The 22,140-nt window shown below is 71.7% G+C and carries 20 protein-coding genes and 1 pseudogene; 8 read left to right on the forward strand and 13 right to left on the reverse strand.

All coding sequences use genetic code 11. The features are described 5' to 3' along the window. Positions 1-11 precede the first annotated feature (11 nt). The 9 genes and pseudogenes from mobF to KR546_RS18965 all read right to left on the reverse strand — a co-directional run bounded on the left by mobF (position 12) and on the right by KR546_RS18965 (position 8,806). Positions 12-3,227: a MobF family relaxase gene (gene mobF / locus KR546_RS03155; protein WP_238443250.1), complete on the reverse strand. Its 3,216-nt coding sequence runs from the start codon at positions 3,225-3,227 to the stop codon at positions 12-14. Further along, positions 3,227-4,018: a hypothetical protein gene (locus KR546_RS03160; RefSeq protein ID WP_238443251.1), complete on the reverse strand. Its 792-nt coding sequence runs from the start codon at positions 4,016-4,018 to the stop codon at positions 3,227-3,229. The genes mobF and KR546_RS03160 overlap by 1 nt, the downstream gene beginning before the upstream one ends. Beyond that, positions 4,015-4,449, reverse strand: coding sequence for a hypothetical protein (locus tag KR546_RS03165; RefSeq protein WP_238443252.1), 435 nt, complete (start codon positions 4,447-4,449; stop codon positions 4,015-4,017). Before KR546_RS03165 ends, KR546_RS03160 begins: the two co-directional genes overlap by 4 nt. Continuing rightward, positions 4,446-5,966, reverse strand: a complete 1,521-nt coding sequence (locus KR546_RS03170) for a hypothetical protein (RefSeq protein WP_238443253.1) — start codon at positions 5,964-5,966, stop codon at positions 4,446-4,448. The genes KR546_RS03165 and KR546_RS03170 overlap by 4 nt, the downstream gene beginning before the upstream one ends. Further along, positions 5,963-6,835, reverse strand: coding sequence for a tyrosine-type recombinase/integrase (locus KR546_RS18960; RefSeq protein WP_338019081.1), 873 nt, complete (start codon positions 6,833-6,835; stop codon positions 5,963-5,965). The genes KR546_RS03170 and KR546_RS18960 overlap by 4 nt, the downstream gene beginning before the upstream one ends. Next, positions 6,756-7,097 (reverse strand): annotated as a pseudogene (locus KR546_RS03180) (substrate-binding domain-containing protein); the annotation flags it as partial. The gene KR546_RS18960 and the pseudogene KR546_RS03180, both read right to left, overlap by 80 nt. A gap of 404 nt (positions 7,098-7,501) precedes the next feature. After that, positions 7,502-7,633: a LacI family DNA-binding transcriptional regulator gene (locus tag KR546_RS19895; protein WP_420804234.1), complete on the reverse strand. Its 132-nt coding sequence runs from the start codon at positions 7,631-7,633 to the stop codon at positions 7,502-7,504. 73 nt (positions 7,634-7,706) lie between these two features. Continuing rightward, positions 7,707-8,642: a glycoside hydrolase family protein gene (locus KR546_RS03190; protein ID WP_238443255.1), complete on the reverse strand. Its 936-nt coding sequence runs from the start codon at positions 8,640-8,642 to the stop codon at positions 7,707-7,709. 41 nt (positions 8,643-8,683) lie between these two features. Next, positions 8,684-8,806: a hypothetical protein gene (locus KR546_RS18965; protein WP_274387519.1), complete on the reverse strand. Its 123-nt coding sequence runs from the start codon at positions 8,804-8,806 to the stop codon at positions 8,684-8,686. Between the two features lie 55 nt (positions 8,807-8,861). On the opposite strand from KR546_RS18965, the gene KR546_RS03195 reads away from it, so the two are divergent. After that, on the forward strand, positions 8,862-10,106 hold the full coding sequence (locus KR546_RS03195) for a serine hydrolase domain-containing protein (RefSeq protein ID WP_238443256.1): 1,245 nt from the start codon (positions 8,862-8,864) through the stop codon (positions 10,104-10,106). A gap of 93 nt (positions 10,107-10,199) precedes the next feature. Here the strand turns inward: KR546_RS03195 and KR546_RS03200 are convergent, their stop codons facing one another. Both KR546_RS03200 and KR546_RS03205 read right to left on the reverse strand, forming a co-directional pair. Next, positions 10,200-11,426 carry a hypothetical protein gene (locus KR546_RS03200; RefSeq protein WP_238443257.1) on the reverse strand — a complete coding sequence of 409 codons (1,227 nt, stop codon included), beginning with the start codon at positions 11,424-11,426 and terminating at the stop codon, positions 10,200-10,202. A 287-nt stretch (positions 11,427-11,713) separates the two neighbouring features. Further along, the gene (locus KR546_RS03205; RefSeq protein WP_274387520.1) at positions 11,714-12,298 is read right to left on the reverse strand and encodes a DUF305 domain-containing protein; all 585 of its coding nucleotides are present in this window, start codon (positions 12,296-12,298) and stop codon (positions 11,714-11,716) included. 190 nt (positions 12,299-12,488) lie between these two features. Here KR546_RS03205 and KR546_RS03210 point away from each other — a divergent pair, with 190 nt between their 5' ends. Together KR546_RS03210 and KR546_RS03215 are read left to right on the forward strand one after the other, a co-directional pair. Next, positions 12,489-12,809: a hypothetical protein gene (locus KR546_RS03210; RefSeq protein ID WP_238443258.1), complete on the forward strand. Its 321-nt coding sequence runs from the start codon at positions 12,489-12,491 to the stop codon at positions 12,807-12,809. Positions 12,810-12,978: 169 nt separating this feature from the next. Continuing rightward, a complete protein-coding gene (locus KR546_RS03215; RefSeq protein WP_238443259.1) occupies positions 12,979-13,695 on the forward strand; it encodes a GAF and ANTAR domain-containing protein in 717 nt (238 codons plus the stop codon). A 79-nt stretch (positions 13,696-13,774) separates the two neighbouring features. Here KR546_RS03215 and KR546_RS03220 read toward each other — a convergent pair whose 3' ends face one another. Continuing rightward, positions 13,775-14,209, reverse strand: coding sequence for a hypothetical protein (locus KR546_RS03220; protein WP_238443260.1), 435 nt, complete (start codon positions 14,207-14,209; stop codon positions 13,775-13,777). A 186-nt stretch (positions 14,210-14,395) separates the two neighbouring features. Between KR546_RS03220 and ligD the strand changes: the two genes are divergently transcribed. The 5 genes from ligD to KR546_RS03245 all read left to right on the forward strand — a co-directional run bounded on the left by ligD (position 14,396) and on the right by KR546_RS03245 (position 21,099). After that, positions 14,396-15,418, forward strand: coding sequence for a non-homologous end-joining DNA ligase (ligD, locus tag KR546_RS03225; RefSeq protein ID WP_238443261.1), 1,023 nt, complete (start codon positions 14,396-14,398; stop codon positions 15,416-15,418). A 63-nt stretch (positions 15,419-15,481) separates the two neighbouring features. Continuing rightward, positions 15,482-17,623 (forward strand): phosphate acetyltransferase, encoded by a 2,142-nt coding sequence (gene pta, locus KR546_RS03230; RefSeq protein WP_238443262.1) that lies wholly within the window; start codon positions 15,482-15,484, stop codon positions 17,621-17,623. Next, positions 17,620-18,816 (forward strand): acetate/propionate family kinase, encoded by a 1,197-nt coding sequence (locus tag KR546_RS03235; protein ID WP_238443263.1) that lies wholly within the window; start codon positions 17,620-17,622, stop codon positions 18,814-18,816. Before pta ends, KR546_RS03235 begins: the two co-directional genes overlap by 4 nt. A gap of 68 nt (positions 18,817-18,884) precedes the next feature. Then, positions 18,885-19,466 (forward strand): histone deacetylase, encoded by a 582-nt coding sequence (locus tag KR546_RS03240; RefSeq protein ID WP_238443264.1) that lies wholly within the window; start codon positions 18,885-18,887, stop codon positions 19,464-19,466. Between the two features lie 82 nt (positions 19,467-19,548). Continuing rightward, positions 19,549-21,099: a S10 family peptidase gene (locus tag KR546_RS03245; protein ID WP_238443265.1), complete on the forward strand. Its 1,551-nt coding sequence runs from the start codon at positions 19,549-19,551 to the stop codon at positions 21,097-21,099. A gap of 32 nt (positions 21,100-21,131) precedes the next feature. On the opposite strand, the gene KR546_RS03250 is transcribed toward KR546_RS03245, so the two are convergent. Further along, positions 21,132-22,124 (reverse strand): sigma-70 family RNA polymerase sigma factor, encoded by a 993-nt coding sequence (locus KR546_RS03250; RefSeq protein ID WP_238443266.1) that lies wholly within the window; start codon positions 22,122-22,124, stop codon positions 21,132-21,134. Positions 22,125-22,140 lie beyond the last annotated feature (16 nt).

The raw sequence follows: 22,140 nt of genomic DNA on the forward strand, positions 1-22,140 counted from the left end.
CAGCTCCTTTGTCAGGCTCGGCGACGGGCGGGGAGGTCGCGCACGGGTGTTGGGTCGTGGACGTCACGGTCCGGCTGACGGTGGGCGTCGGGGAGTTGCGACGCGATCGCGTCGTGGGCACGTCGTTGGGTCAGGTCGGATGGCCGGGGGCCGAGAGGGGTTCGTGGGTCGTCGATGCCCCAGGTGGTGCGGTAGTGCTCGATCGCGGTGACGAGGGCGGTCCACCCGTTGCGCTCGGCCGGCGTGTCCGGGCGCGGCCCAAATGTGCTGGTCAGGTGGTCGGAGAGTTCGTGGCCAGCAGCGACTGATCGGAGGTGGGCACGGCGGCCGAGCTCCTGGTCGACGTCCTCGAAGGCCTCCAAGAGGTCCGATAGCTCGTGTGAGGACTCCGGGTGGGCGAGTCCGCTTGCGACCTCTGCGAGGTGCCGCTCGGTCATCTCCAGTGCCGCCTGGACCCGCGCGGTCTCGTCGGGGTTGGGCCGGCGCCGCCAGCGGCTTGGCGGCTTGGCCTCGAGCGCGTCGAGCTGCTGGGCCAGTTCGTCCACTCGGGCCGTGAGCTCGTGGTGGCGGGCCTCGACTTGGTCGTGGTTCGGTGTCGGCTCGGTCCGGGCGGCTTGGAGTAGCCGAGTGCGCAGTTGGTCGTGCACGGCCTGCAGGTCGTGGTCGTCGCGGCCTGTGAAGTCCTGGCCGGTGTGGTCGAGCGCAAGGTGTTGGCCTTGGGAGCGACGTAGCCGGGCGGCCAACCTCCGGGCTGCGTCACCCGTAGCCCCGAGGACGGTGTCGTGGCCGGCTGGGTCCGGGATCGGGTCGGCGACGATGTAGAGGTGGTTTTGGTGGCGGCCGCGGGACAGGGCGACGTAGCCCCACTCGCGGTACATCGCGTCGGAGCCGAGGATCCAGGTGGCGTCGGTGGTGAGGCCTTGGGCCTTGTGGCCGGTGATGGCGTAGGCGTGGTCGACGTGCCCGGCGTCGAGGTAGCTGGCCGGCAAATCGACGGGCCGGTTGCCGACGTCGATTCGGATGGTCAGGGTGCGGGCCGCTTCGTCAACGCTCTCGACTTTCCCGCGGGTGCCGTTGACGACGTCGAGGCGGCGGTCGTTGCGCAGGCACACGATCCGGTCGCCGGCCTGAAACGTGCTGCCCCCGACGTCGAGCTCGGGGCCGGTGAGTTCGCCGTCGGCGGCCATCCGAGTCCGGGCGCGGGTGTTGAGGTCGTCGACGTCGGTCCGGCGCAGGGCGACCATGACGCCGTCGAGGTCGTGTTCGGTGCGGGCGTGCCACCAGTCGGACACGAGTTGTTCGCGGGCGGCGTCGACGGTCTCGCCGATGTGGATGCGGCCGGCGGCGTGGTAGGCGGACAGTCCGGTGGTGGGGTCGCCGTTGCGGAGGTGGTCGAGGGCGTCGCGTTCCCAGCCGGCGGACTGGCGGCGGTTGTCGGACAGCTCGATCACGTGCAGTCGGTTGGCGAGTCCGCGGAGGAGCCCGCCCGCGTCGATCTCGGGCAGCTGGTAGGGATCGCCGACGAGGACGACCTTGGCGTTGGCCGTGGCGGCGGCGTCGAGGAGGCGGGCGAGCTTGCGGGTGCCGACCATCCCAGCCTCATCCACCACCAGGACACTGTTCGGTGCGAGCCCGCCGTGGTGGGGGTGTTCGACGTCGGCGAGGAGCCGGTCGATGGTGTAGCTGTCGATCCCGGCGCCGGTTTCGAGCTCGAGGGCGGCGCGGGCGGCCAGAGCGGTGCCGATGACGCGCCGTCCGGAGGCGTGCCAGGCGGCGCGGGCGGCGTCGAGGGCGTAGGTCTTGCCGGCGCCGGCCTTGCCGATCACGACCTCGATCCCGGCTCCGGATCCGGTGAGGCGGCGGACCATGGCGGCCTGTTCGCCGGCGATGGACGGTCGGTCGGCCAGCACCCGATCCACCGTTGCGTCGTCGACGATCGCGACGCCGGCGCTGATGCGGGTTGTGGACTGGTGGACGAGGCGTTGTTCGAGGGCGAGCAGGTCGGGGGTGGAGTAGCGGGTGTCGTCCGGCAGGGCCGCCACTGCGGTGCCGTCGGGTCGGCGGATCACGTCGCGCGACGACAGCAGCTGCACCGTGCCGTCGGGCTGGTCCAGCGCCACGACGCCGCCCGCCTCGTCGTCCAGCAGCACGTCGGCAAGGCGCTCGACACGGCCGATGGGGGAGCCGTCGGGAAGCTGTTGGCACCAGGCCCGCAGGACGTCTCGCCGGGTGAACGTCGAGGCACGAGCCGTCAACCCGTCCGGTCCGAGCAGCTCGTCTGCGACGCCGGCCAGTCGGTCGCCGGCGACCGGCTCGAGGACCCGGCTGTGGACGATGGCGGAGAGCTCGGCGGGGTCGAACCCGAGCTGAGTGGCCTGGTCCGCCCAGCGGTCGCGGAGGGTGGCCTGGTCGGGGAGGTCGGCCTTCGATTCGCGGGTCTCGAGTGTGGCGATCTGGGCGGCGCGGGCAGAGGTCTCTCCGCGTCGTTCCATGAGGTCGAGGATCTCGGCGCGGCGCTGGGAGAACGCCTCGATCACCTCGCGGGGCACGCCGGTCAGATCCGCGGTGCCGTTGGTGACTGGGGTCCAGGCGACGCCGAGGGTGCGGGTGAGGTGGTCGCGGAGGTGGGCTTGGTAGAGGTAGCCGGCGGTCTTGGCATGGGCATACAGACGTCGTGAATCGACGGTGCGCCACTGGCCGTCGTCGGCGGCCTGGGCGAGGTTGGCGACCAGGACGTGGGTGTGCAGCAGCGGGTCCCCGGCCCGGGAGGTGCGGTGCATGAACGCCGCAGCAACTGCCCCCGTGGTCGGGACCCGTTCGGCGCCGCCGCGGCCGCGGCGGGTCCAGACGGCTTCGCGTTCGAGGTAGCCCACCGCGGCTTCGATTGCGTCGTCGTGGGCTTGGCGGACCTGGTCGGCGACGTCGTCGTCGCCGAGCCCATACAACAGGGACACCGACTTCGGAGCACGGAAGGTCAGGTCGAACCCGGGCACGGTCCGCTGCCGCTGCGCCAACAGCGGCGCATCATCAGCCGGGTCTCGGCCACCCAGCACGGTCCGCAGTTGCTCCGGCGTCACACGTCCTGACAGGCCGAGGGTGTCGGCGCCGCCGCCGAGCCAGCGGCCGGGGAGCTCGCCGTGGCCGAAGTAGTACTCCTCCACGCCGTCGGCGACCGTGGCGAGGTAGTAGTCCTCGCCGCCGGGGGCCATGCGACCGATGTTCAGCATCACCGATCACCCCCGCCGGAGGCGTCACCGGAGCCGTCACGGCGGGGGTGTGCATCCCCCGGTGCCAGTCTGTGTGGTTGCTTCTGGAGGTCGGACGGAACGTCCGTGTAGTGGTCCTCGTAGTTGGGGGTCTGCGTGGTCACTGGGGTGACCTCGCTGTGGAGCTCCTCGAGGTGTTGGAGCTCTGGTGGGTCGTCGTCGAGGACGACGATCTCGGTGTTGATGTGGGTGGTGCATCGTTGGCCTGGCTCCTCGACGTGTTGGCTGCAGATGCATCGGGGTGTCCACACTTGCGTGGCGGTCGGGTCGGTCAGCAGGTCGAGGTGACGTCCGGGCTGGCAGTACACGCACTTGCACGCGACGTCGTCGACCAGGCGTGTCCGGTAGGCGTTGGGGCAGCCGACGGCCCGGCGGCGAGCCGCGTCGGCTTCGCGACGCTCACGGGCCCGGCGGTTGGCCTCGGCCAGCGACACCAGGGTGCGTTCGTGCTCGGGGTCGATGTAGCTGCTGAGCAGGTTCGGCTTGCCGGCCGGGGCGGTCCCGGTGTTCGCGCCGGCGAACGCCACCCGCTGTTGCGCGACCAGCTCGCCGTGCGTGCCCGGTGTCCCCGCGACCGCGGAGGCCTCGACCACGACGCCCAGCCGTGCGGTGGCGGCCGCGACCCGCTCGGCGACCCGGCGGGCGCGCCGGTGTGCGGTCTCGACCCGGGTGCCGCCGGCGACGGTGTAGGTGACCGCGACGGTGTAGGTCGCGGCGTTGCGGAACTCATCGGTCTCGTGGGGCGCGGTCATGGCCGACCCCCCGAGGTCGAGGCCGTGGCTGGGTCGTGGCCGGGGGATGCCAGGACGACATCGGCCAGGTCGACGAGTTCGCCGATCAGGTCGCGGGCGAGCTCACGCACCGTGGCGCGGATGTCGCCGCCCCCGTTGACCGCGGCCTCGTGGATCGCGCCGGCCAGCTCGAACAGCCGCCGCAGCTGCGGCGCGTACTCGGCGCCGGGCGTGTCCCCGTCGGGGTCCACCAGGTGGAGCCGTCCAGACCGCTCGGGGTAGGTGCGCCGGTAGGTCTCGATCGCACCCCACACGAGCTGGTAGGCGACGTAGTGGTCGAAGGGCACCCGCAGCTCGTCGGCGACGTAGGCGTCGGCGTCTCCCTGCGGGATGCCCTCGGCGATCGCGAGCTGTTCGATCGCTGCGAGGGTGGGTTCGTGGTCGTGGTTCATCTCGGCTCCAAGCTGCGCGAGGCGGTCGTCGTGCGTTCGGTGGTCGGGGTGTCGAGGTCTGGCAGGAGACGCGCCACACGGGCCCTCAGCGGCGCCGCGGGGCCGGTCTGGGTAGGTGGCTCGGGCAGGGACTCCTCGACGCCAGGGGGACGGCTGGCCGGTCCGGAGGACCCGCGAGAGCCGGGCGCTGGCGTGGGGTCGCCTGCCAGGAGGCGGGGGAGGAGGTCGGCGAGCGGCGCACCCGGATCCGCACGGTGGGCGGCGACGGCCCAGCCGACGATCTGGGCGGTGGCCACCGGGACCGACCGGCGTCCGACCACGCCGGCCAGCGGTGACGTGTGGACCTCGAGGGCTCGGGCCAGCTGGTCGTTGTCGAGCGCGCCGGACACGGCGGCTTCCCATCGCGTGCTGCGATCGAGCTGGCGATCCTCCCGCTGACGAGCGAGGCGCCGAAGGGCCCCGTCCCGGGCCCGCAAGCGCCGGGCCTTCCGCTCACTGCGCAGCTGCTCGGCGGCCTGGGAGACGTCCCAGCCGTCACGGATCGCGGTGACCACCCACCCCGCTGGACTGCGGGCCTCGGTGACCTCGACGGCGTCCAGCACGTCGACGACCTGGGCGACCGGATGCGCGGCGATCAGCGACCGCGCCTGGCCGTCCGCGACGCCCACGCTGACGAGCCGCTCGATCAACTCAGCGTGTTCGCCCGGGTCTCCCTCGAGCTCGTGTGACGAGTCCAGGTCGGTCGGGTCGTCCGCGACCGCGGAGGAGAAGTCCTGCTCAGGCTCACCGAGACGGCTGGTCGGCGGCGGCTCGTCGTTCGATTCGCGCGCGGTCTGTTGTTGTTCTTCTTCTCCAACAACAACTTCTCTGTTATGTCGCAAATCACGGTGTCGCGTGGATTGCGACACGGTGGACGGCACCGTGTCGCAAGAATTGCGACACGGTCTGGAAACGTCGTCTGTGGACGATTCAGCCCGATCTGTGGATTCGGCCGCAGAGTTATCCACAGTTGCGGGATTGTGGGTTGACGAGACGTCATGGGAGTTGTCCACAGCCGCGCGATTGGGGGTTGACGCCGCAGTGGCGCCCGACGGTGGGGTGTGGGTGAACCGCTCCAGGCACGCTGACGGGTCCAGCACGTAGCGCGACGCGGCGTACATCCCCGAGCCCGCCTCGCGGTGCTCCTCGTGCAGCACGAACCCGTGGTCGCGCAGCCGCCCGAGGTGCTTGGTGACGGTGTTGTTCGCCAGACCGAGGTTGTCGGCCAGGCGGCGGACGTTGGTCTCGGCGACCAGCCTTCCTGCGTCGTCGAGCCGGGCGTCCAGGGCGATGTCTTCCAGGATCGCCCACGCGATCGGGCCGACGGCACGCTTGACGGCGCGCGACGAGGGGAAGACCTTGGCGAAGGGTTCGGCGCGGCCGATGATGCGGCCGTCGGACAGCACCCGGCCGAACTCCTGGCCGAACGCGACGATGTCGCGTGCCTGCAGGCCCCGGTCAGCTCCGTCGGCGGTCATGGCGCGACCGCGGCTCGAGCTCTCTCCGGAGGTCGGTCCCGACCCGGTGGCCAGGCCAGTCGAGGCAGGTCTCCGAAACGTCGATCGCCTGACTGGGGGTCAGACGATTCGGGCCGTTCTGGGTACACGAGAGGTACACGCGAGAGGCTGGATTCGGCATGCAGGCACCGGCGTCGCCTGACTTTCTGCGACGAGTTTTCCCTGCTCAGCGGCATGTTCCGACCCGGCCCACCGGGTGCCGCAACGGCCCTGTTCCGACTACGGATCAGGCGGCCGGGGGTTCGAATCCCTCCCAGCGCGCAACGCGAATCCGGCCCCCGGGGCCGGATTCGCCGTTTCGGGCTTCGGGCCCGTTGCCGTCGAAGACGCCGGGTACGCCTCGGGTCACGACTGCGGGATCTCGGGCCGCTCCCGGGTACACGAATCCGCCCGATGGGTACACATTTCGCGGCAGGTCGACCGGGGCATGGGGCCGGGTCGTCGATGTTCAGGAGCGTCCGTCTGGGGGTGGAGTCGGTGTCTTCCGGGGGTGCAGGTGCCGGGGGCTCACGGTGGGCCCGGAGGACTCGTGCGACGTGCTGTGCTGCCTTGGCCTGCATGCCCGGGAGGACGTGGCTGTAGACGTCGAGCGTGAACGCGGTCGAGTGGTGACCGAGCCGCTCGGAGACGATCTTGGGGTTCACGCCTGCCTGCAGCCACAGGGTCGCCGTTGTGTGCCGGAGATCGTGGAGGCGACAGAGTCGACCGGGAAACCGGGGAGAGGCGGGGTGGTCTCCCGTTGCCGTGCCGTCAGGGCGTGCTGGGCGGTGGCTCGTGCGAGGCGCGCAGGACCGGGCGGCACGGCGCGCGGTGGACGGGTTCAGGATCACCCGTTCCGTCCAGGAGGTCCAGCAGCCGCAGGACCGCCCATCGGCCCATGGCCTCGTCGCGCAGCGCCATGGTCGTGAGGGGCGGATCCATCCCCTCGGCCAGGGCCTCCTGGTCGTCGAACCCGACGATGGAGATGTCGCCGGGGATGGTCAGTCCGCGTGCCCGGATGGCCTGGTAGGCCCCGCTGGCGATGCGATCGTTGAAGCAGAACACGGCCGTCGGAGGATTTGTCGAGGTCGAGCAACCGACCCACGGCCGTGCGCCCGCCGACCGGGGTGATCGGGTCGTCGGTGTACACGACCAGGTCGGGGTCCGGCTCTAGTCCGACTTCGGCGAGCGCCCGGTGGTAGCCCTCCAGGCGCAGCGTCGCTGCGGGGACGTCGTGGTCGTCGTTGATGAACCCGATCCGGCGGTGGCCGGCGGCGGTCAGCAGGGCAGTGGCGTCATGGCCCCCGACCTCGTCGTCCGGGACGATCGCGGACACCCGACGGTGCGGGTCCCACGCATCGAGCAGCACGACCGGGGTGTCGGACAGGTCGGGTGTCGTCTGTTGCCCGGTGGAACAACGCTCCGAAGACCAGGCCGTCGACGCGGCGGTCGCGGAGTGCCTCGACCGCGTCCACCTCCCGTTCGGGGTCACCCTCGGTGTTGGCCACCAGCAGCATCTACCCGCGCTCCTGCTTGGCGACCGAGCGGACGCGCCGCTGGGTGTCCTCGGCGAGCCTCGTCTCCCTGTTGTCGAGCATCAGGGAGACAGTGGTCTTGGAGACACCCGCGACCCGTGCCACGTCCGCCATGGTGACCCGTTGCCCCGCAGAGGCGGGATCCGTTCTGAAGGCGTCGTGGGCCCCTGTCGACGACGTCCCTCCGTCAGGCAAGGTAGGAGGCCAGCGGGGTGGGGTCGGTGAGCGTGAGGTGATCCGGTCCTGGTCGGTTGACGAAGCCAAGCACCTGCAGCACGCCGTCGCGGTCCCGCACGACCTTGTTGCTGTACGTCCCCGGAAGGCCCAGTGGCCGCATGTCGGTGAGGTCGACCGGGCCCAGCGGTCCGCCCATCGGGACGACGAAGCTGCCGCTGGTGACGTCCGGGCTGCGCCGATCGGGGCGAAGGACGTCCGGGTCGTAGCTGAACACGAGCGCGTGCCGACCCTTGGACTCCGGCGCGAGGTCCACGACCTGGGGGACCTCGAGGTGGCCAAGGCCGGAGGCGGCCGTCAGGGGAGCGCCCACCTCCCACCGGACGAGGTCGCGGGAGTGGGCACGCCCGATCACGCCGGCTCCGGTCGTGGGGCCATCGGGCACCCGGGCGGTGATCAGTGCATGGAAGCCGTCATCGTCCGGGTCGACCATGACCCAGGGATCGCGCCACGCGAGGTCGTGCCACCGCGTGTCGTCGGACAGTTCGTACCAGCGCGAGTCCGCCTCGATGACGGGGTTGTCCGGATGCCTGGTCCAGGTGGCGAGGTCCGGCGAGGTCGCGAGCCCGATCCGTTGGACCAACCCGTCCTCGGCACGGCTGCAGGCCGTGTAGAGCATGGCCCAGCCGCCCCGGGGATCGGCGACCACCGACCCGGTCCACAGCGCGAGGTCGTCCCAGTTACCGGGCGCGGCCGGGACGAGCACATCGCCGTGGGGTGTCCAGGTGTGGAGGTCGTGCGACGTGGCGTGGGCGATGGCGGCGTTGAAGTGGCGCAGGTCCGGATCGCCCAGCGAACGCGGCGCCCGCAGGTGGAACAGGTGGTAGGTGTCGCCGTCGTCGGCGAGCCAGAAGTCCCAGATCCAGTGGTCGTCGAGCCGGAACGTCACGTCGTGACCCCAGCCGCTCGATGCATCGTCGGTTCCATTCGTCAGCCCTTGACGCCCGAGGATGCCACGCCCTGGACGAAATAGCGCTGGCCCAGGAGGATGGTGAGCAACGTGAACGACGAGACGAACATGTAGACCGCGAACTTCCGAGACCGGCTGCTCATCTACGTTTCGGCTGGCGATCACGAGAGTGCGCGCATCGAGAATGGATCGGGTGGCATGGACAGCGTGATCGCGGACGAGCTGGGTTCCGTCGTCGCCGAGGGCGAGCTGACGGGTGCCGTCACGATCCTCTGGCAGGACGGCCGCGTCGTGGACGCGTCGACCGTCGGCTGGCAGGACGCGGTCGGTGGAGAGGCCATGCGCCGGGACACGCTGTTCCGCATCGCGTCGATGACCAAGCCGATCACCTCGACCGTGGCACTGATGCTGCACGAGGAGGGCCGCTTCGCACTGGACGACCCCATCACCCAGTGGGCGCCAGAGATGACGAACCTGCGCGTGCTCCAGGGCGGCACGGGTTCACCCGCGGATGCTGTCGCGGCGCGGCGGGACATCACGTTCGGTGACCTGCTGACCCATCGTTCCGGGATCACCTACGCCGAGTTCCAGCACGGGACGTTCGCCGAGGACTACGCGGCCGCACTGGGCAGGCACATCGACAACGAGCTCACGCCAGACGAGTGGGTCGAGCGGCTGGGCGGCCTGCCGCTGGTCGACCAGCCGGGCAGCAACTTCCACTACGGGCACTCCACCGACCTGCTTGGGTTCCTGGTCGCGCGGATGGAGGACGCGCCGCTCGCGGACGTGTTCGACCGACGGCTGCTGGATGCACTCGGGATGACCGACACCGGCTTCACCCTCACCGCGGAGCAGGAGACGCGACGTGCAGCCGACCACGGCTTCGACGACGATGGCCACCCGGTCGTGCTGGACGAGGTCCCCAACGGTCACGCGCTTGCCCGCCGTCCACCCGGGCTGACCTGGGTCTCCGGCGGGCAGGGCCTGTGGTCCACCGCCGACGACTTCCTGACCTTCGCCCGCATGTTCGTCGGGGACGGCGCGGTGGACGGCGTCCGGCTCCTGCGACCGGACACGCTGGCGCTGATGACCTCCAACCACCTCACCGAGCACCAGCGCGCCATGGCCGAGATGCTGGGCAGGCACCTCTTCTCGACGGGTCACGGCTACGGACTGGGCGTCGCGGTCGTCACCGACCCCGAGCGCGCGGATCCCACCGTGTGCGGGGGCGGGGTCGGCGCCGTCGGGTGGCCCGGCGCCTACGGAAGTTGGTGGCAGGCGGATCCCGACGACCGCTCCGTCATGGTCCTGCTGACCCACAACATGGTCACCCTCGACCAGCTGTCACAGGGCGTCGGCTTCGGCGCCTGGGACGCGATCACGCGATTCCAGTCGGTCGGATCCGCCATGCTCGCCGCCCAGGGCGGACAGGGAGGATCCTGAGGCAGCGAGCGTCCCCTCGTCAGCCCTTCGCGACCGCCCGGCCCGACCCCGTCGAGGGGGTCGGGCTCGGGGGTCCCGCGGCGGTGCAGTGGCTCAGTCGGTGCCGTACGCGGCGGTCCACTCGGCCACCGCGTCGTCCCAGACCGCGCGGTCCCGGGTGATGGTGAAGCACTCCTCGGGCAGCTCGCCGGGGAAGTCCCCCTCACCGAGCCACACGACCACGTTGTTCGAGCAGGTCTCGAGGTACTCCTCGGGCACCAGCAGTTCACCATCGGTGGGTGCCTGGTCGACCCGGAACACGTTGTCGTACACCGACAGGTTCGGGGCCAGCCCGATCTTGTCCCACTTGAAGAACTTGCCGTGGCCGGGGGCGTCGCCCTTGTAGACGGTCGGCATGGGCTGCAGCCGGATCAGCGAGCGGCGGATCGTCCACTCGTTGCCACGCCCGTCCGACTCCGGGTCGGCCGACGACCGACGCGCGCTCAGGGCCGTGTAGCACCCGTCCAGGAACGAGTCCTCGAGGACCCCGGTGTGCAGCGCGTCGTTCTCGATGCAGTCGTCGCGGATGAAGCTGAGGTGGAGTCGGCGCAGGACGAAGTTCGACGCCTCGTCCTTGAGGTTGATGGCGTCACCCTGGTTGTGCATGCGCAGGTCCAGCAGGGTGAAGTCCGGTGCGTAGATCGAGAACCCTGCCCGGTCGTGCATCTGGTCCCACGTGTCCGAGTCCGGGTAGCGACCGTCCACGGTCCCGCCCTGCCAGCACATGTCGGCGGCCGTGCCGATGCGGATGGGGTCGTCGCCGACCTCGATCCAGCTGGCCGTCCTCGCGTCGACGCTGGTGGGGACCTCGATGTCGCGGTCGTGCCAACGGTCGGTCTGGGCACCGGAGATGGTCACGACGCGACGATCCGTGGGGCATCCCTCGAGGTTCGGGGGCGGGTCGGTCGGGTCCGGGTCGACGGGGGGCTCGGTCGGGTCCGGGTCGACGGGAGGATCGGTCGGGTCCGGGTCGACCGGCGGGTCCGTGGGGTCCGGGTCGACCGGGGGATCGGTGGGATCCGGCTCGGTCGGCTCCGCCGTCGGGCTCGGATCGGGATCCGGATCCGGGGTCGGGTCCGGATCCTGCGGCTGGTCGCACTTGGGATGGTCGGGCCGGGTGGCGCAGTGGTCCTTGCCGCCCTTGCCCTTGTCGGGCGGGGCCAGCGCCAGGCCGGCGACGACCACCAGGATGGCCAGCAGCAGGGGGAGGAGGCGTCGGCGGACCGTGGACCGCCTGCCGTCGTGGTCGGGGGGTGGGGTGGGGGGTTTCGCGGGCGACATCGTGGTCCTCGGGTAGGTCCACCCGAGCACGCGGCAGCCGCACCCCCCCGGGTGTCGGGCTCGCCCGACGTGCTCCACCACGGTCCCGAGGGAAAGCGGTTCGAGGGACATTAGCCCCTTGCGGAACGGCCTCGACCGTGTTCGGCACTGTCCGAAGGCCCCGGCCCTTGGCCACGCGTTGCGTGACCGCCGTGGATGCCGAGCCACCCGGGCACATCAGACGGTTCGTCGCACCCACTGGGGGCAGACGGCCCCGAGGCCACGGCGCCAAGTCTTCGTCGACTCGCTCACCCCTGCGGGTCGAGCTCGCCCTCGAAGTCGGGGACCGGGCGCTGGTCCGCCTCCTCCTGGGTCGCAGCCACGCCGTTGTCCTCGATGTCGTCGATCAGCCACGACATCTCCTTGATCTCCCTGCGCTGGGCCCGGATGATCTCGTCGGCCAGCTCACGGACCCGGACGTCGTCGATGTTCGCACGCTCGCTGGTCAGGATCGCGATCGAGTGGTGCGGGATCATCCCTCCCATGTAGGCATCGTCGTCCACCAGCACCTGGGCGCGCGACATCCACAGCGCCCCTGCACCGAGCACGATCGCCAACCCGATGACCAGCAGGTTGAGCCGCACGTTGCGATACATCATCGACCACATGAAGCCCAGCATCACCAACGCCATCGCGGCACCCATCAGCACGGCCATGTAGACGCGCTCCTGGCTCCACCGCACGTGGTCCAGCTGGAACACGTTGGTGTAGGTCAGCGCGAACATCACCACCGTCGACGTCAGGATCATCGCGCCGAAGCGGAGGTACTGGCGGACCTCGCCGCTGCGGTCCTGGCGGTCTCGGTGTCCCTGCGACACCTGGCTGGTGTCCATGTTCTCGTCCTTTCCCGACTCGTCAGGGGGCACGTCCAGTGGTATCGAACGGCGCGTGGACGCGTCGTCCGAACGGTCGGGCGGACGGTGGGGGCCCCGCCGCGTCGGTCCGGGGGACAGGGGTCGGAGGGACGAGGCGGACTCGTGGCATGCAGGCCTACGGTGGGTCGATTCGGCCGACGGAGACATCATGGCTTTCTTCCCGAGCGGCAGCCACCGGTGGGCCAGCCACCAGAGCTGGTGGGTCCGTCACTCGCTCAGCCTCGTGCTGGTCGCCATCCTGGTCGTCCAGACACTCGCCTTCCACCTCTCGGAGGTGCCGGACTGGGTGGCCGACCAGCAGGTCCACGGGGGATCGACCGCCCTGTGGCCCGCCTACTGGCTGCACTTCTCGGCCGAGTGGTTCGTGTCGGTACTGGCCGACACGTACGGCGCGTTGCTGCTGGTCCTGCTGACCAAGTGGTTCTACGAGCAGGGCAGTCAGGAGTCCAACGACGCCGGCGACGACTGACGACATGAGCCGAGCGGTCGATTCCTCCGGGCTCTCCGGCTATCATGCATGCCGCCTGTGGAGCTCCACGACCCCGTCCAGGCACGATCCAGACATCGGTTCGCACGGACTCCGGACCCCGGTCCGTCGCGTGGCCCGACGTGGGCCACCTGACGAAAGGCCTGACCGCATGGTCGACCAGCACGCGCTCGTTGGCGCCTTCGAGGACTTCGCGGACGCCACCCTCCACGCCTACGACATCGGCGAGATGCTCTACCGGGTCACCGACCAGGTCGTCGAGGTCCTCGACATCGACGGGGCCGGGGTCTCCCTGGCACGCGGTGGCGAGGCCCTGCAGTTCGTGACGGCCACCGACCGGCGCGCCGCCACGATCGAGGACGCGCAACTGTCCGAGCGCGAGGGGCCCTGCCAGCAGGCGTTCCACGACGGCAAGCAGGTCGCCGTGGGTGACCTCGAAGAGGACTGCCCGTGGCCGGACTACGGCCGCGCCGCCCTCGACCGCGGGATCCGCGCCGTGGCCGGGCTGCCGATGCCGGTCGGCCGGGACCGCATCGGGGCGATGGACCTGTACCGGGCCGCCCCCGGCCCCTGGACCGACGAGGAGTTGCGCGTCGCCCAACTGCTCGCGGACATGGCCTCCGGCTACATCCTCAACAACATGGAACTGTCCGAGTCCCGCTCACTGACGATGCAGCTGCAGGAGGCGCTCGACAGCCGGGTGGTCATCGAGCAGGCCAAGGGCATGATCTCCGGTCGCAGCGACATGTCGCCCAACGAGGCCTTCGAGCTGCTCCGGCGTCATGCCCGATCCACCGGCACGCGACTCCACGACCTGTGCCGAGGGGTCGTGGACGGCGACGTCACCCCGGCCGACCTGCACGCCTGAGTCCGGGCTCCACTCCGCCTGTCGTCGCGTCGCCGGGCACGGGTGCGCCGATTCCTGCCGCCGGACCGCCGCGACGCGGTCAGGAGGTGGAGACGCGCACGACGACGACGGGTCCGGCCCACGGGTCCAGCTCCTCGCGGTCGATGACCACCGAGTCCCAGTCCACCGCGTCGAGGTCCTCCCAGGTGCGGACGTAGCCCGAGACCGGCTGGCCGTCGACCGGCCGGCCTCCTGTCCACTCGCCGACGACCGTGGCGCGGAAGTCCCATGCGACCCCGTGCTCGGCGACGTGGGCCTCGGCGCTGTCCATGTCCTCCACGCCCCACACCACCTCGACCCGGGCCGGCGAGCCGGTGCCGACGGTCGTGCCCTCGGCCTCGATGCGCCCGAGCTCCTCGGCCCCCGCTGGTGGTTCCAGCAGCGGCAGCTCCCGCAGGGTCGCCACCTGCCCGCCGACCGATCCGCACGCGGCCAGGAGCGCCGCGGCCATCCCGGCCACGAGCATGCGCGTCACGATGGGGACCCGTCGCCCCGGGGCCGTCCGCATGGCACCGCCCTCGCCGTCGTCCGCACCGCTGTCGTCGCCCGCGATGCTAGGCAGCCGACGACCTCGCAGCCCCCAACGGCCGGCCGGCCCCTCACCGCGGTCCCCGGGGCCGGGCCCTGTCGTCGGTCGGGGGCCGGCGCTAGCGTCCAGCGCATGGCCAAGAACGAGCACGGTGACCCGGTGGAGCTCGACGCCGGTGTCCGGACGGTGACGATCACCAGCCCGGACAAGGTGATGTTCCCCACCCACGGCCAGACCAAGCTCGACCTGGCCCGCTTCTACCTCGCCGTGGCCGAGCCGTTGATGAACGCCACCCGTGACCGCCCGGTCCTGCTCCAGCGTCATCCCAACGGGGTGCGTGGCAAGAGCTTCTACCAGAAGCGGGTCCCCGACTCGGCCCCCGACTGGTTGACGACCACGACCGTGTCCACGGTCAACGGCACCGAGTCCCGGGCCCTGGTGATCGCCGACATCGCCCACGTGCTGTGGGCGGTCAACATGGGCTGCCTGGGGCTGCACGTGTGGCCGTTCCGGGCCAGCGAGCCCCACGACGCCGACGAGTTGCGGATCGACCTTGACCCGTCGCCGGGCACCACCTTCGACATGGTGCGCGAGACCGCGGCCGAGGTGCGTGACTTCCTGGCCGACGAGGGCATCACCGCCTGGCCCAAGACCACCGGCTCCAAGGGGCTGCACGTCTACGTCCGGGTCGAGCCCGGCTGGGACTCCTACGACGTCCGCCGTGCGGCGGTCGTCGTGGCACGCGAGATGGAGCGTCGTCGCCCCGACCTCGCCACCGACAAGTGGTGGAAGGAGGAGCGTGGCGAGCGGATCTTCGTCGACTTCAACCAGAACGCCCCGCACAAGAACGTGTTCGGTGCCTGGTGCGCCCGCCCCCGGGTCGGCGCGCAGGTCTCGACCCCCTTCTCGTGGGACGAATTGGCCACGATCGACCCCGAGGTGCTGACCCTCGCGACCGTGCCGGACCGGGTCGCCGAGGACGGCGATCCCTGGGCCGGGATCGACGACGCGCCCCAGTCGATCGCGTCACTGGTCGAGCGCTTCCACGCCGACCTGGCCGACGGCATCCCCGACGCGCCGTGGCCGCCGGTCTATCCCAAGCAGCCCGACGAGGCCCCCCGCGTCGCGCCCAGCCGGGCCCGCACGGACCCCTGACCCGACGCCGGGTTCGGGGCGATGCCCACCGGGGTCCGGGACGGCGTCTGTAGGCTCGGGACCATGTCGTCCACCTCCGCCCGCGCCCTGTACCTGGCGGCCGTCGAGCCGCAGTCGGGGAAGTCGCTCGTCGCCCTGGGACTGATGGAGGTCCTCAGCCGGCGGGTCGGTCGGCTGGGCTACTTCCGCCCGGTCGTCACCGGCGACGACGACCACCGCGTCGCGCTGATGCGGGAGCGCTACCAGCTGGACGGCCGCGCCGCGTACGCGTGGACCGACGAGCAGGTCGACTCGCTGCTGGCCGAGGGCCGCGAGGACGAGGTCGTCAAGGGCGTCATCGAGGCCTACCGCCAGCTCGCCGCCGAGTGCCGGTTCGTCGTCATCGAGGGCAGCGACCAGACCGGCACCCGCTCCGCCCTGGAGTTCGAGTTCAACGCCCGGCTCGCCAGCAACCTCGGCGCGTCGGTGGTCGCCGTGCTGCACGGCCAGGGCCAGGAGCCTCGGGAGGTCGCCGAGCACGCGCGCCTGACCCAGCGGATGCTGGCCGACGAGGGCGTGACGACCACCGCGATCGTGGTGAACCGGGCCGCGCGCGACGACCTCGACGAGCTGCGCGAGGCCCTGGGCCAGCTGGACGTGGTCACCTCCGCCGTGCCGGAGCACCCCGTGCTCGGCATGCCGACCCACGGCGAGGTCGTCGCCGCGCTCGGGGCACGCGAGGTCGTCGTCGGTCCGCTGGACTCCGAGGTGCCCGTGACGTCGGTCAAGGTGGCGGCCATGTCGCTGCCGAACCTGCTGAGCCGGCTGGAGGACGGCGCCCTGGTGATCGCCCCCGGCGACCGCCCGGACGTGCTGGTCGGCGTCCTCGCCAGCCGGCTGTCCGACACCCAGCCCGACGTCGCCGGGCTGATCCTGTCCGGTGGGCTCGACCCGGCCCCCGAGATCCTCGACCTGCTCGCCGGGCTGGGCGGGGTCCCGATGCCGATCCACGCCGTCGACACCGACACCTACGACACGGCCGAGGCGGTGTCCCGGGTGTCCGGGGTGATCCGCACGTCCTCGGGACGCAAGATCGCGACCGCGCTCGGCCTGTTCGAGGAGCACGTCGACGTCGACGCCCTCCTCGACCGGCTGGAGGTGGCGCGCTCGGACCGGGTCACCCCGATGATGTTCGAGTTCGACCTGATCGAGCGGGCCCGGCAGGACCGCCGCCACATCGTCCTGCCCGAGGGCACCGACGGTCGCGTGCTGCGAGCCGCCTCGCTGCTGCGCGCCCGCAACGTGGTCGACCTGACCGTCCTGGGCGATCCGGAGGACGTCCGCCGGGCCGCCTCCGCGGCCGGGGCCGAGCTCGACGACATCCGGATCGTGGACCCGGCGACGTCCGAGGACCGCCACCGCTACGCCCGGGCCTACGTCGAGGCCCGTTCCCACAAGGGCATGGTCCTGGACCGCGCCGAGGAGGTGATGGGTGACGTCAGCTACTTCGGGACGATGATGGTCCACCTCGGCGACGCCGACGGGATGGTCAGCGGTGCCGCCCACACCACCGCCCACACCATCCGGCCCGCCTTCGAGTTCGTGGGCACGCGCGAGGGCGTGTCCAGCGTGTCCAGCGTGTTCCTGATGTGCCTGCCGGACCGGGTGCTGGTCTACGGCGACTGCGCGATCATCCCGAACCCGACCCCCGAGCAGCTCGCCGACATCGCGGTGTCGTCGGCGGCCACGGCGCGGATGTTCGGCATCGAGCCGGCCGTCGCGATGCTGTCGTACTCGACCGGGACCTCGGGTGCGGGCGAGGACGTCGACCGGGTCACCGAGGCGACCCGCCTGGCCCGCGAGGCCGCCCCCGACCTCGCGATCGAGGGACCGATCCAGTACGACGCGGCGGTCGACGCGGGCGTCGGGCGCAAGAAGCTCCCGGAGTCGTCGGTCGCCGGTCACGCCACGGTGTTCGTCTTCCCCGACCTCAACACGGGCAACAACACCTACAAGGCCGTGCAGCGCTCGGCCGGCGCGATCGCGATCGGACCGGTGCTGCAGGGCCTGCGCAAGCCGGTCAACGACCTGTCGCGGGGGTGCCTGGTCGACGACATCGTCAACACCGTCGCGATCACCGCCATCCAGGCCCAGGAGGCCGACGCGACGGGGGACGCCACGGGGGACGAGGCCGGGGACGCGGCCGGGCATCCGGCGACCCCATGAGGGTCCTGGTCCTCAACACCGGGAGCTCGTCGGTCAAGTACGAGGTGTTCACGCGCTCCGACGCCGCCGGCGACCTGTCGTCGGTGGTGTCCGGACTGGTCGAGGGCGTCGGCGAGACGTCCGGCGCCGTGCACGTGACCCCGGCGGGTGGCGCGACCGAGACCGAGGAGCGTCCCGTCGCCGACCACGACGCCGCCCTCGGGCTGGTCGTGGACGCGCTGGCCCGCACCGGTGCCGACGAGGACCTGGTGGCGGTCGGCCACCGGGTGGTGCACGGCGGCGAGGACTTCACCGCACCGACCCTGCTGACCGACGAGGTGGTCGCGCGCATCGACGAGCTCGCGCCACTCGCCCCGCTGCACAACCCCCCGGCCGTGGCCGGCATCCGGGTCGCCCGCCGTCGCTGGGGCGACCTGCCACACGTGGCCGTGTTCGACACGGCGTTCCACACCACGATGCCCCCCGCCGTGTACCGCTACGCCGTGCCCGAGGACTGGTACCGCGAGCACGGCGTCCGGCGCTTCGGCTTCCACGGGACGTCGCACCGCTACGTCGCAGGCGCGGCCGCCCGGTTCCTGGACCAGCCGCTGGAGGACCTGCGCCTGGTCACCCTCCACCTGGGCAACGGCGCATCGGCGTGCGCGATCGCCGGTGGTCGCTCCGTCGACACCTCGATGGGGTTGTCCCCGCTGGCCGGGCTGGTGATGGGCACCCGGTCGGGTGACCTCGACCCGGGCGTGGTCTTCCACCTCGTCCGCGGAGGCACCGACCTCGCCGAGGTCGAGCGGGTCCTCAACCGAGCGTCCGGACTGGTCGGGCTGGGGGGCGCCAACGACGTGCGGGTCCTGCGGTCCGCCGCGGCCGACGGGGACGGCGACGCCCGGCTCGCCCTGGACGTGATGACCCGGCGGATCCGCCAGTACGTCGGTGCCTACCTGGCCGAGCTCGGGGGCCTGGACGCGCTGGTGTTCACGGCCGGCATCGGCGAGCACGACGCGGCGACCCGTGCCGAGGTGGTCGAGCCGCTGGGCCACCTGGGGCTGCGACTGGACCCGGAGGCCAACGGCCACGCCGACGCCGGCGACGGCCCGGTGCGGATCAGCCCGCCGGGGGTGACCCCGGCCGTGCTGGTCGTGGCGACGGCCGAGGAGGCCACGATCGCCGCCGACACCCTGGCCATCGTCGAAACCTGAGACATCGGTCCGAGGACGATCGTTACCGTTGGGCGCGGGACTTCGACCGCGACCCGGGGGACCACTGCGTGACGGCGCACGTCTGGTACGCCGCCTACGGCTCCAACTGTGACGACGATCGCTTCGCCTGCTACCTGCGGGGCGGGCGACCGCGGGGCTCGACCCGGGACCACGTCGGGTGTCGGGACACGACCGCCCCGACCGCCACGACCGTCCTCGACCTGCCCCATGCGTTGTACTTCGGGGGCTGGTCGCCGTACTGGCGTGGCGCGGTCGCGTTCCTCGACCCGATGCCCGACCCGGACGTGCGCACGTTCGCGGTCGCCCGCCGGATCACCGTCGAGCAGTTCGCCGACGTCGTCGCCCAGGAGTGTGGCGACGACGAGCTGGGACGGGTCGTGTCGCTGGAGGCGGTGGCGTCCCACGGGCGCCACGACCTCGAGGGCCACTACGGCACGGTGCTGGGCCTCGGCCAGCACGAGGGCGAGCCGGTGGTGACCTGCACCAGCGCGGTGGCGCGCGAGGTCGGCGACCCCGCGCCGGCCTACCTCGACACGATCCGTCGAGGCCTCGGCCGGTTCCACGCCCCCGACGTGCTGGACCCCTACCTCGCCGGGCTGTCCCGGGTGTCCCAGACCGTCGGCGCCTGACCGTCGGCGCCCGGCCGCACGGGCTCCCGGGCCCGCGTCGCCGCCGACCGTGGCATCCTCGGGCGAGACCACGGAGCGCGCCATGCCAGACGACCCCACGTCCACCGACGACACCGGATCGGCCACGAGCGGCTGGACGCCGCCGGCCTCCGCCGAGGTCCACGAGACCTGGCCCGGCCCGGACGGACCGGTGGCGGTCACGACCCGGGCGGAGTGGATCGTCCTGCGTGAGGAGGACCGACCGGTCGCCGAACTGTTCTCGGTGGCATGCACGGCCGACGACGCCGGCGCGGACCGACCGGTGACCTTCGTCTTCAACGGCGGCCCCGGGGCGTCCTCGGCCTACCTCCACCTCGGGGCGCTGGGTCCCCGACGGGTCGCGTTCGCCGCCGACGGGACCCTGTTGCCACCACCCAGCCGACTGGTCGACAACACCGAGTCGTGGCTCGCCTTCACCGACCTGGTGTTCGTGGATCCCGTCGGGACCGGGTTCAGCCGCGTGGTCGACCACGGCACGACCCGCGAGCCGAATGCACCGAACGGCTCTGCGGCGTCGGGCCAACGGGACAAGGACGACCCGAAGCCCGACCCCAAGGCCTTCTTCGGGGTCAAGCGGGACCTGGAGTCGCTCGGCGAGTTCGTGACGCGCTGGCTGTCGACCCACGAGCGCTGGTCGTCACCGGTGCTGATCGCGGGCGAGAGCTACGGCGGGTTCCGCGCGGCCAAGCTGGTGCGGTCGCTGCCCGAGACCTGGGGGGTCGGGCTGAGCGGGGCGATCCTGATCTCGCCGGCCATGGAGTTCGCCACGCTCGACCCCACCGACTACGACGTGCTCCCCTGGGTCGACCTGCTGCCGACCATGGCCGCCGCGGCCGCCCACCACGGCCGGTCCCGTGCCTTCGACCGGGACACCCCGCTGGACGACGTGCTGGCCGGTGCCCGCGAGTTCGCCACCGGGCCCCTGCTCACGGCCCTGGTGCGCGGCGCGTCGATGCCGGCCGACGACCGTGACGAGGTGCTCGGCCGGCTGGCCGACCTGCTGGGACTGGACGCCGCCTTGGTCAGCCGGGCCGAAGGTCGCATCTCCATGGAGGTGTTCGCCCGCGAACTGCTGCGTGACGAGGGACGACGGCTGGCGCTCTACGACGCCTCGCAGTGGGTCCGCGACCCGTTCCCCGACCGCGACAGCTTCGGCGGTCCCGACCCCAGCCTGATGGGCATCGGCCGGGTCTACGCCGCCGGGATCAACCAGCGCCTGCGGGGCGAGATCGGGGTCGAGACCGACCGGCCCTACGAGCTGCTGAGCTACGACGTCAACGAGTCGTGGAAGGTCGACCTTGACAACCGCCATGGCCTGGACGGGCCGATCGGCGCCACCGACGACCTGCGCTACGGGATGGCGCTGGACCCGTCGGTCCAGGTCCTGGTGACCCATGGGTACTACGACCTGGTCACGCCGTTCCACGCGTCGGACCGGCTCCGGGACCTGATGCGGCTGGACCCGGACACGGCCGCCCGGGTCCACCTCCAGCACTTCCCGGGCGGGCACATGTTCTACGGCTGGGACGCCAGTCGGCGGGACTTCCGTGACCTCGTCGCCGGCTTCTACGACGACGCGGTCCGGCTGGACTGACTCCGCACGCGGTGCCCGGCCGGGGGCAGGCGTCAGGCCGGCTCGGCCGGGAGGTCGAACAGGGGGAACCACCGGTCGGTCTCGAGGAACGACTCGATGCCGGCGACCTCGCCGTCGCGGATGGTCAGGACGTGCAACGCCCAGGGGGAGTGGCCGCCCTCGGGGTCGGCGCGCCACTGGGCGACCGCCGGCATGCCGTTGGCAGCGACCAGGCGCAGCTTCGAGCCACGGCAGCCCGCTCCCGGTCCCTCCATCCAGGCACGGACCTGGTCGCGACCCTGGATCCAGAAGTCCCACGGTGGCATCGACTGGGTGGCGTCCTCGTGGAGCAGCTCCTCGAACGCGTCGAGGTCGTAGCGCTCGAAGGCGTCGAGGTAGCGGTCGAGCAGGCGACGCTGCTCGTCGTCGGACGGCGTGTAGAGGTCGCCGGCGTCGAGTTCCCGGTCGGCGAGGGTCGCCCGGGCCCGCTGCAGTGCACTGTTGACGGCGGGGACGGAGGTGTCGAGCAGTTCGGCGACGTCGAGGGCCGGCCAGCCCAGGACCTCGCGCAGGATCAGCACGGCGCGCTGCTTGGGTGGCAGGACCTGCAGCGCCGCGATCAGGGCCAGGCGCAGGGTCTCGCGCACGACCGCCCGGGTCGCCGGGTCGGCGTCGTCGGGGACCACGCGACCGTCCGGCATCGGCTCGACCCAGCCGTGGGCCGGGGTGGGGTCGCCGAACCGGTCGTGCACGGTCGAGGCCGGCCCGAGGTCCATCGGCAGCGCCCGCCGCGGTCGCTGGCGCAGGTGGTCGATGCAGCGATTGGTGGCGATCCGGTACAGCCACGTGCGCAGCGACGACCGCCCCTGGAAGTCGGGCAGTGCCTGCCACGCACGCAGCAGGACCTCCTGCACGACGTCCTCGGCCTCGGTCGACGAGCCGAGCATCCGGTAGCAGTAGCCGGTCAGCTCGCGCCGGTACTGCTCGAGGTCGGCCGGCCGGGGGAGGTGGGCCGAGGCGGGCGGGGTGAGGGCGGTGTCGGTCATCGTGGGTCCCGGATCG

The sequence above is a fragment of the Salsipaludibacter albus genome, assembly GCF_019798055.1.
Lineage (GTDB): Bacteria > Actinomycetota > Nitriliruptoria > Nitriliruptorales > Nitriliruptoraceae > Salsipaludibacter > Salsipaludibacter albus.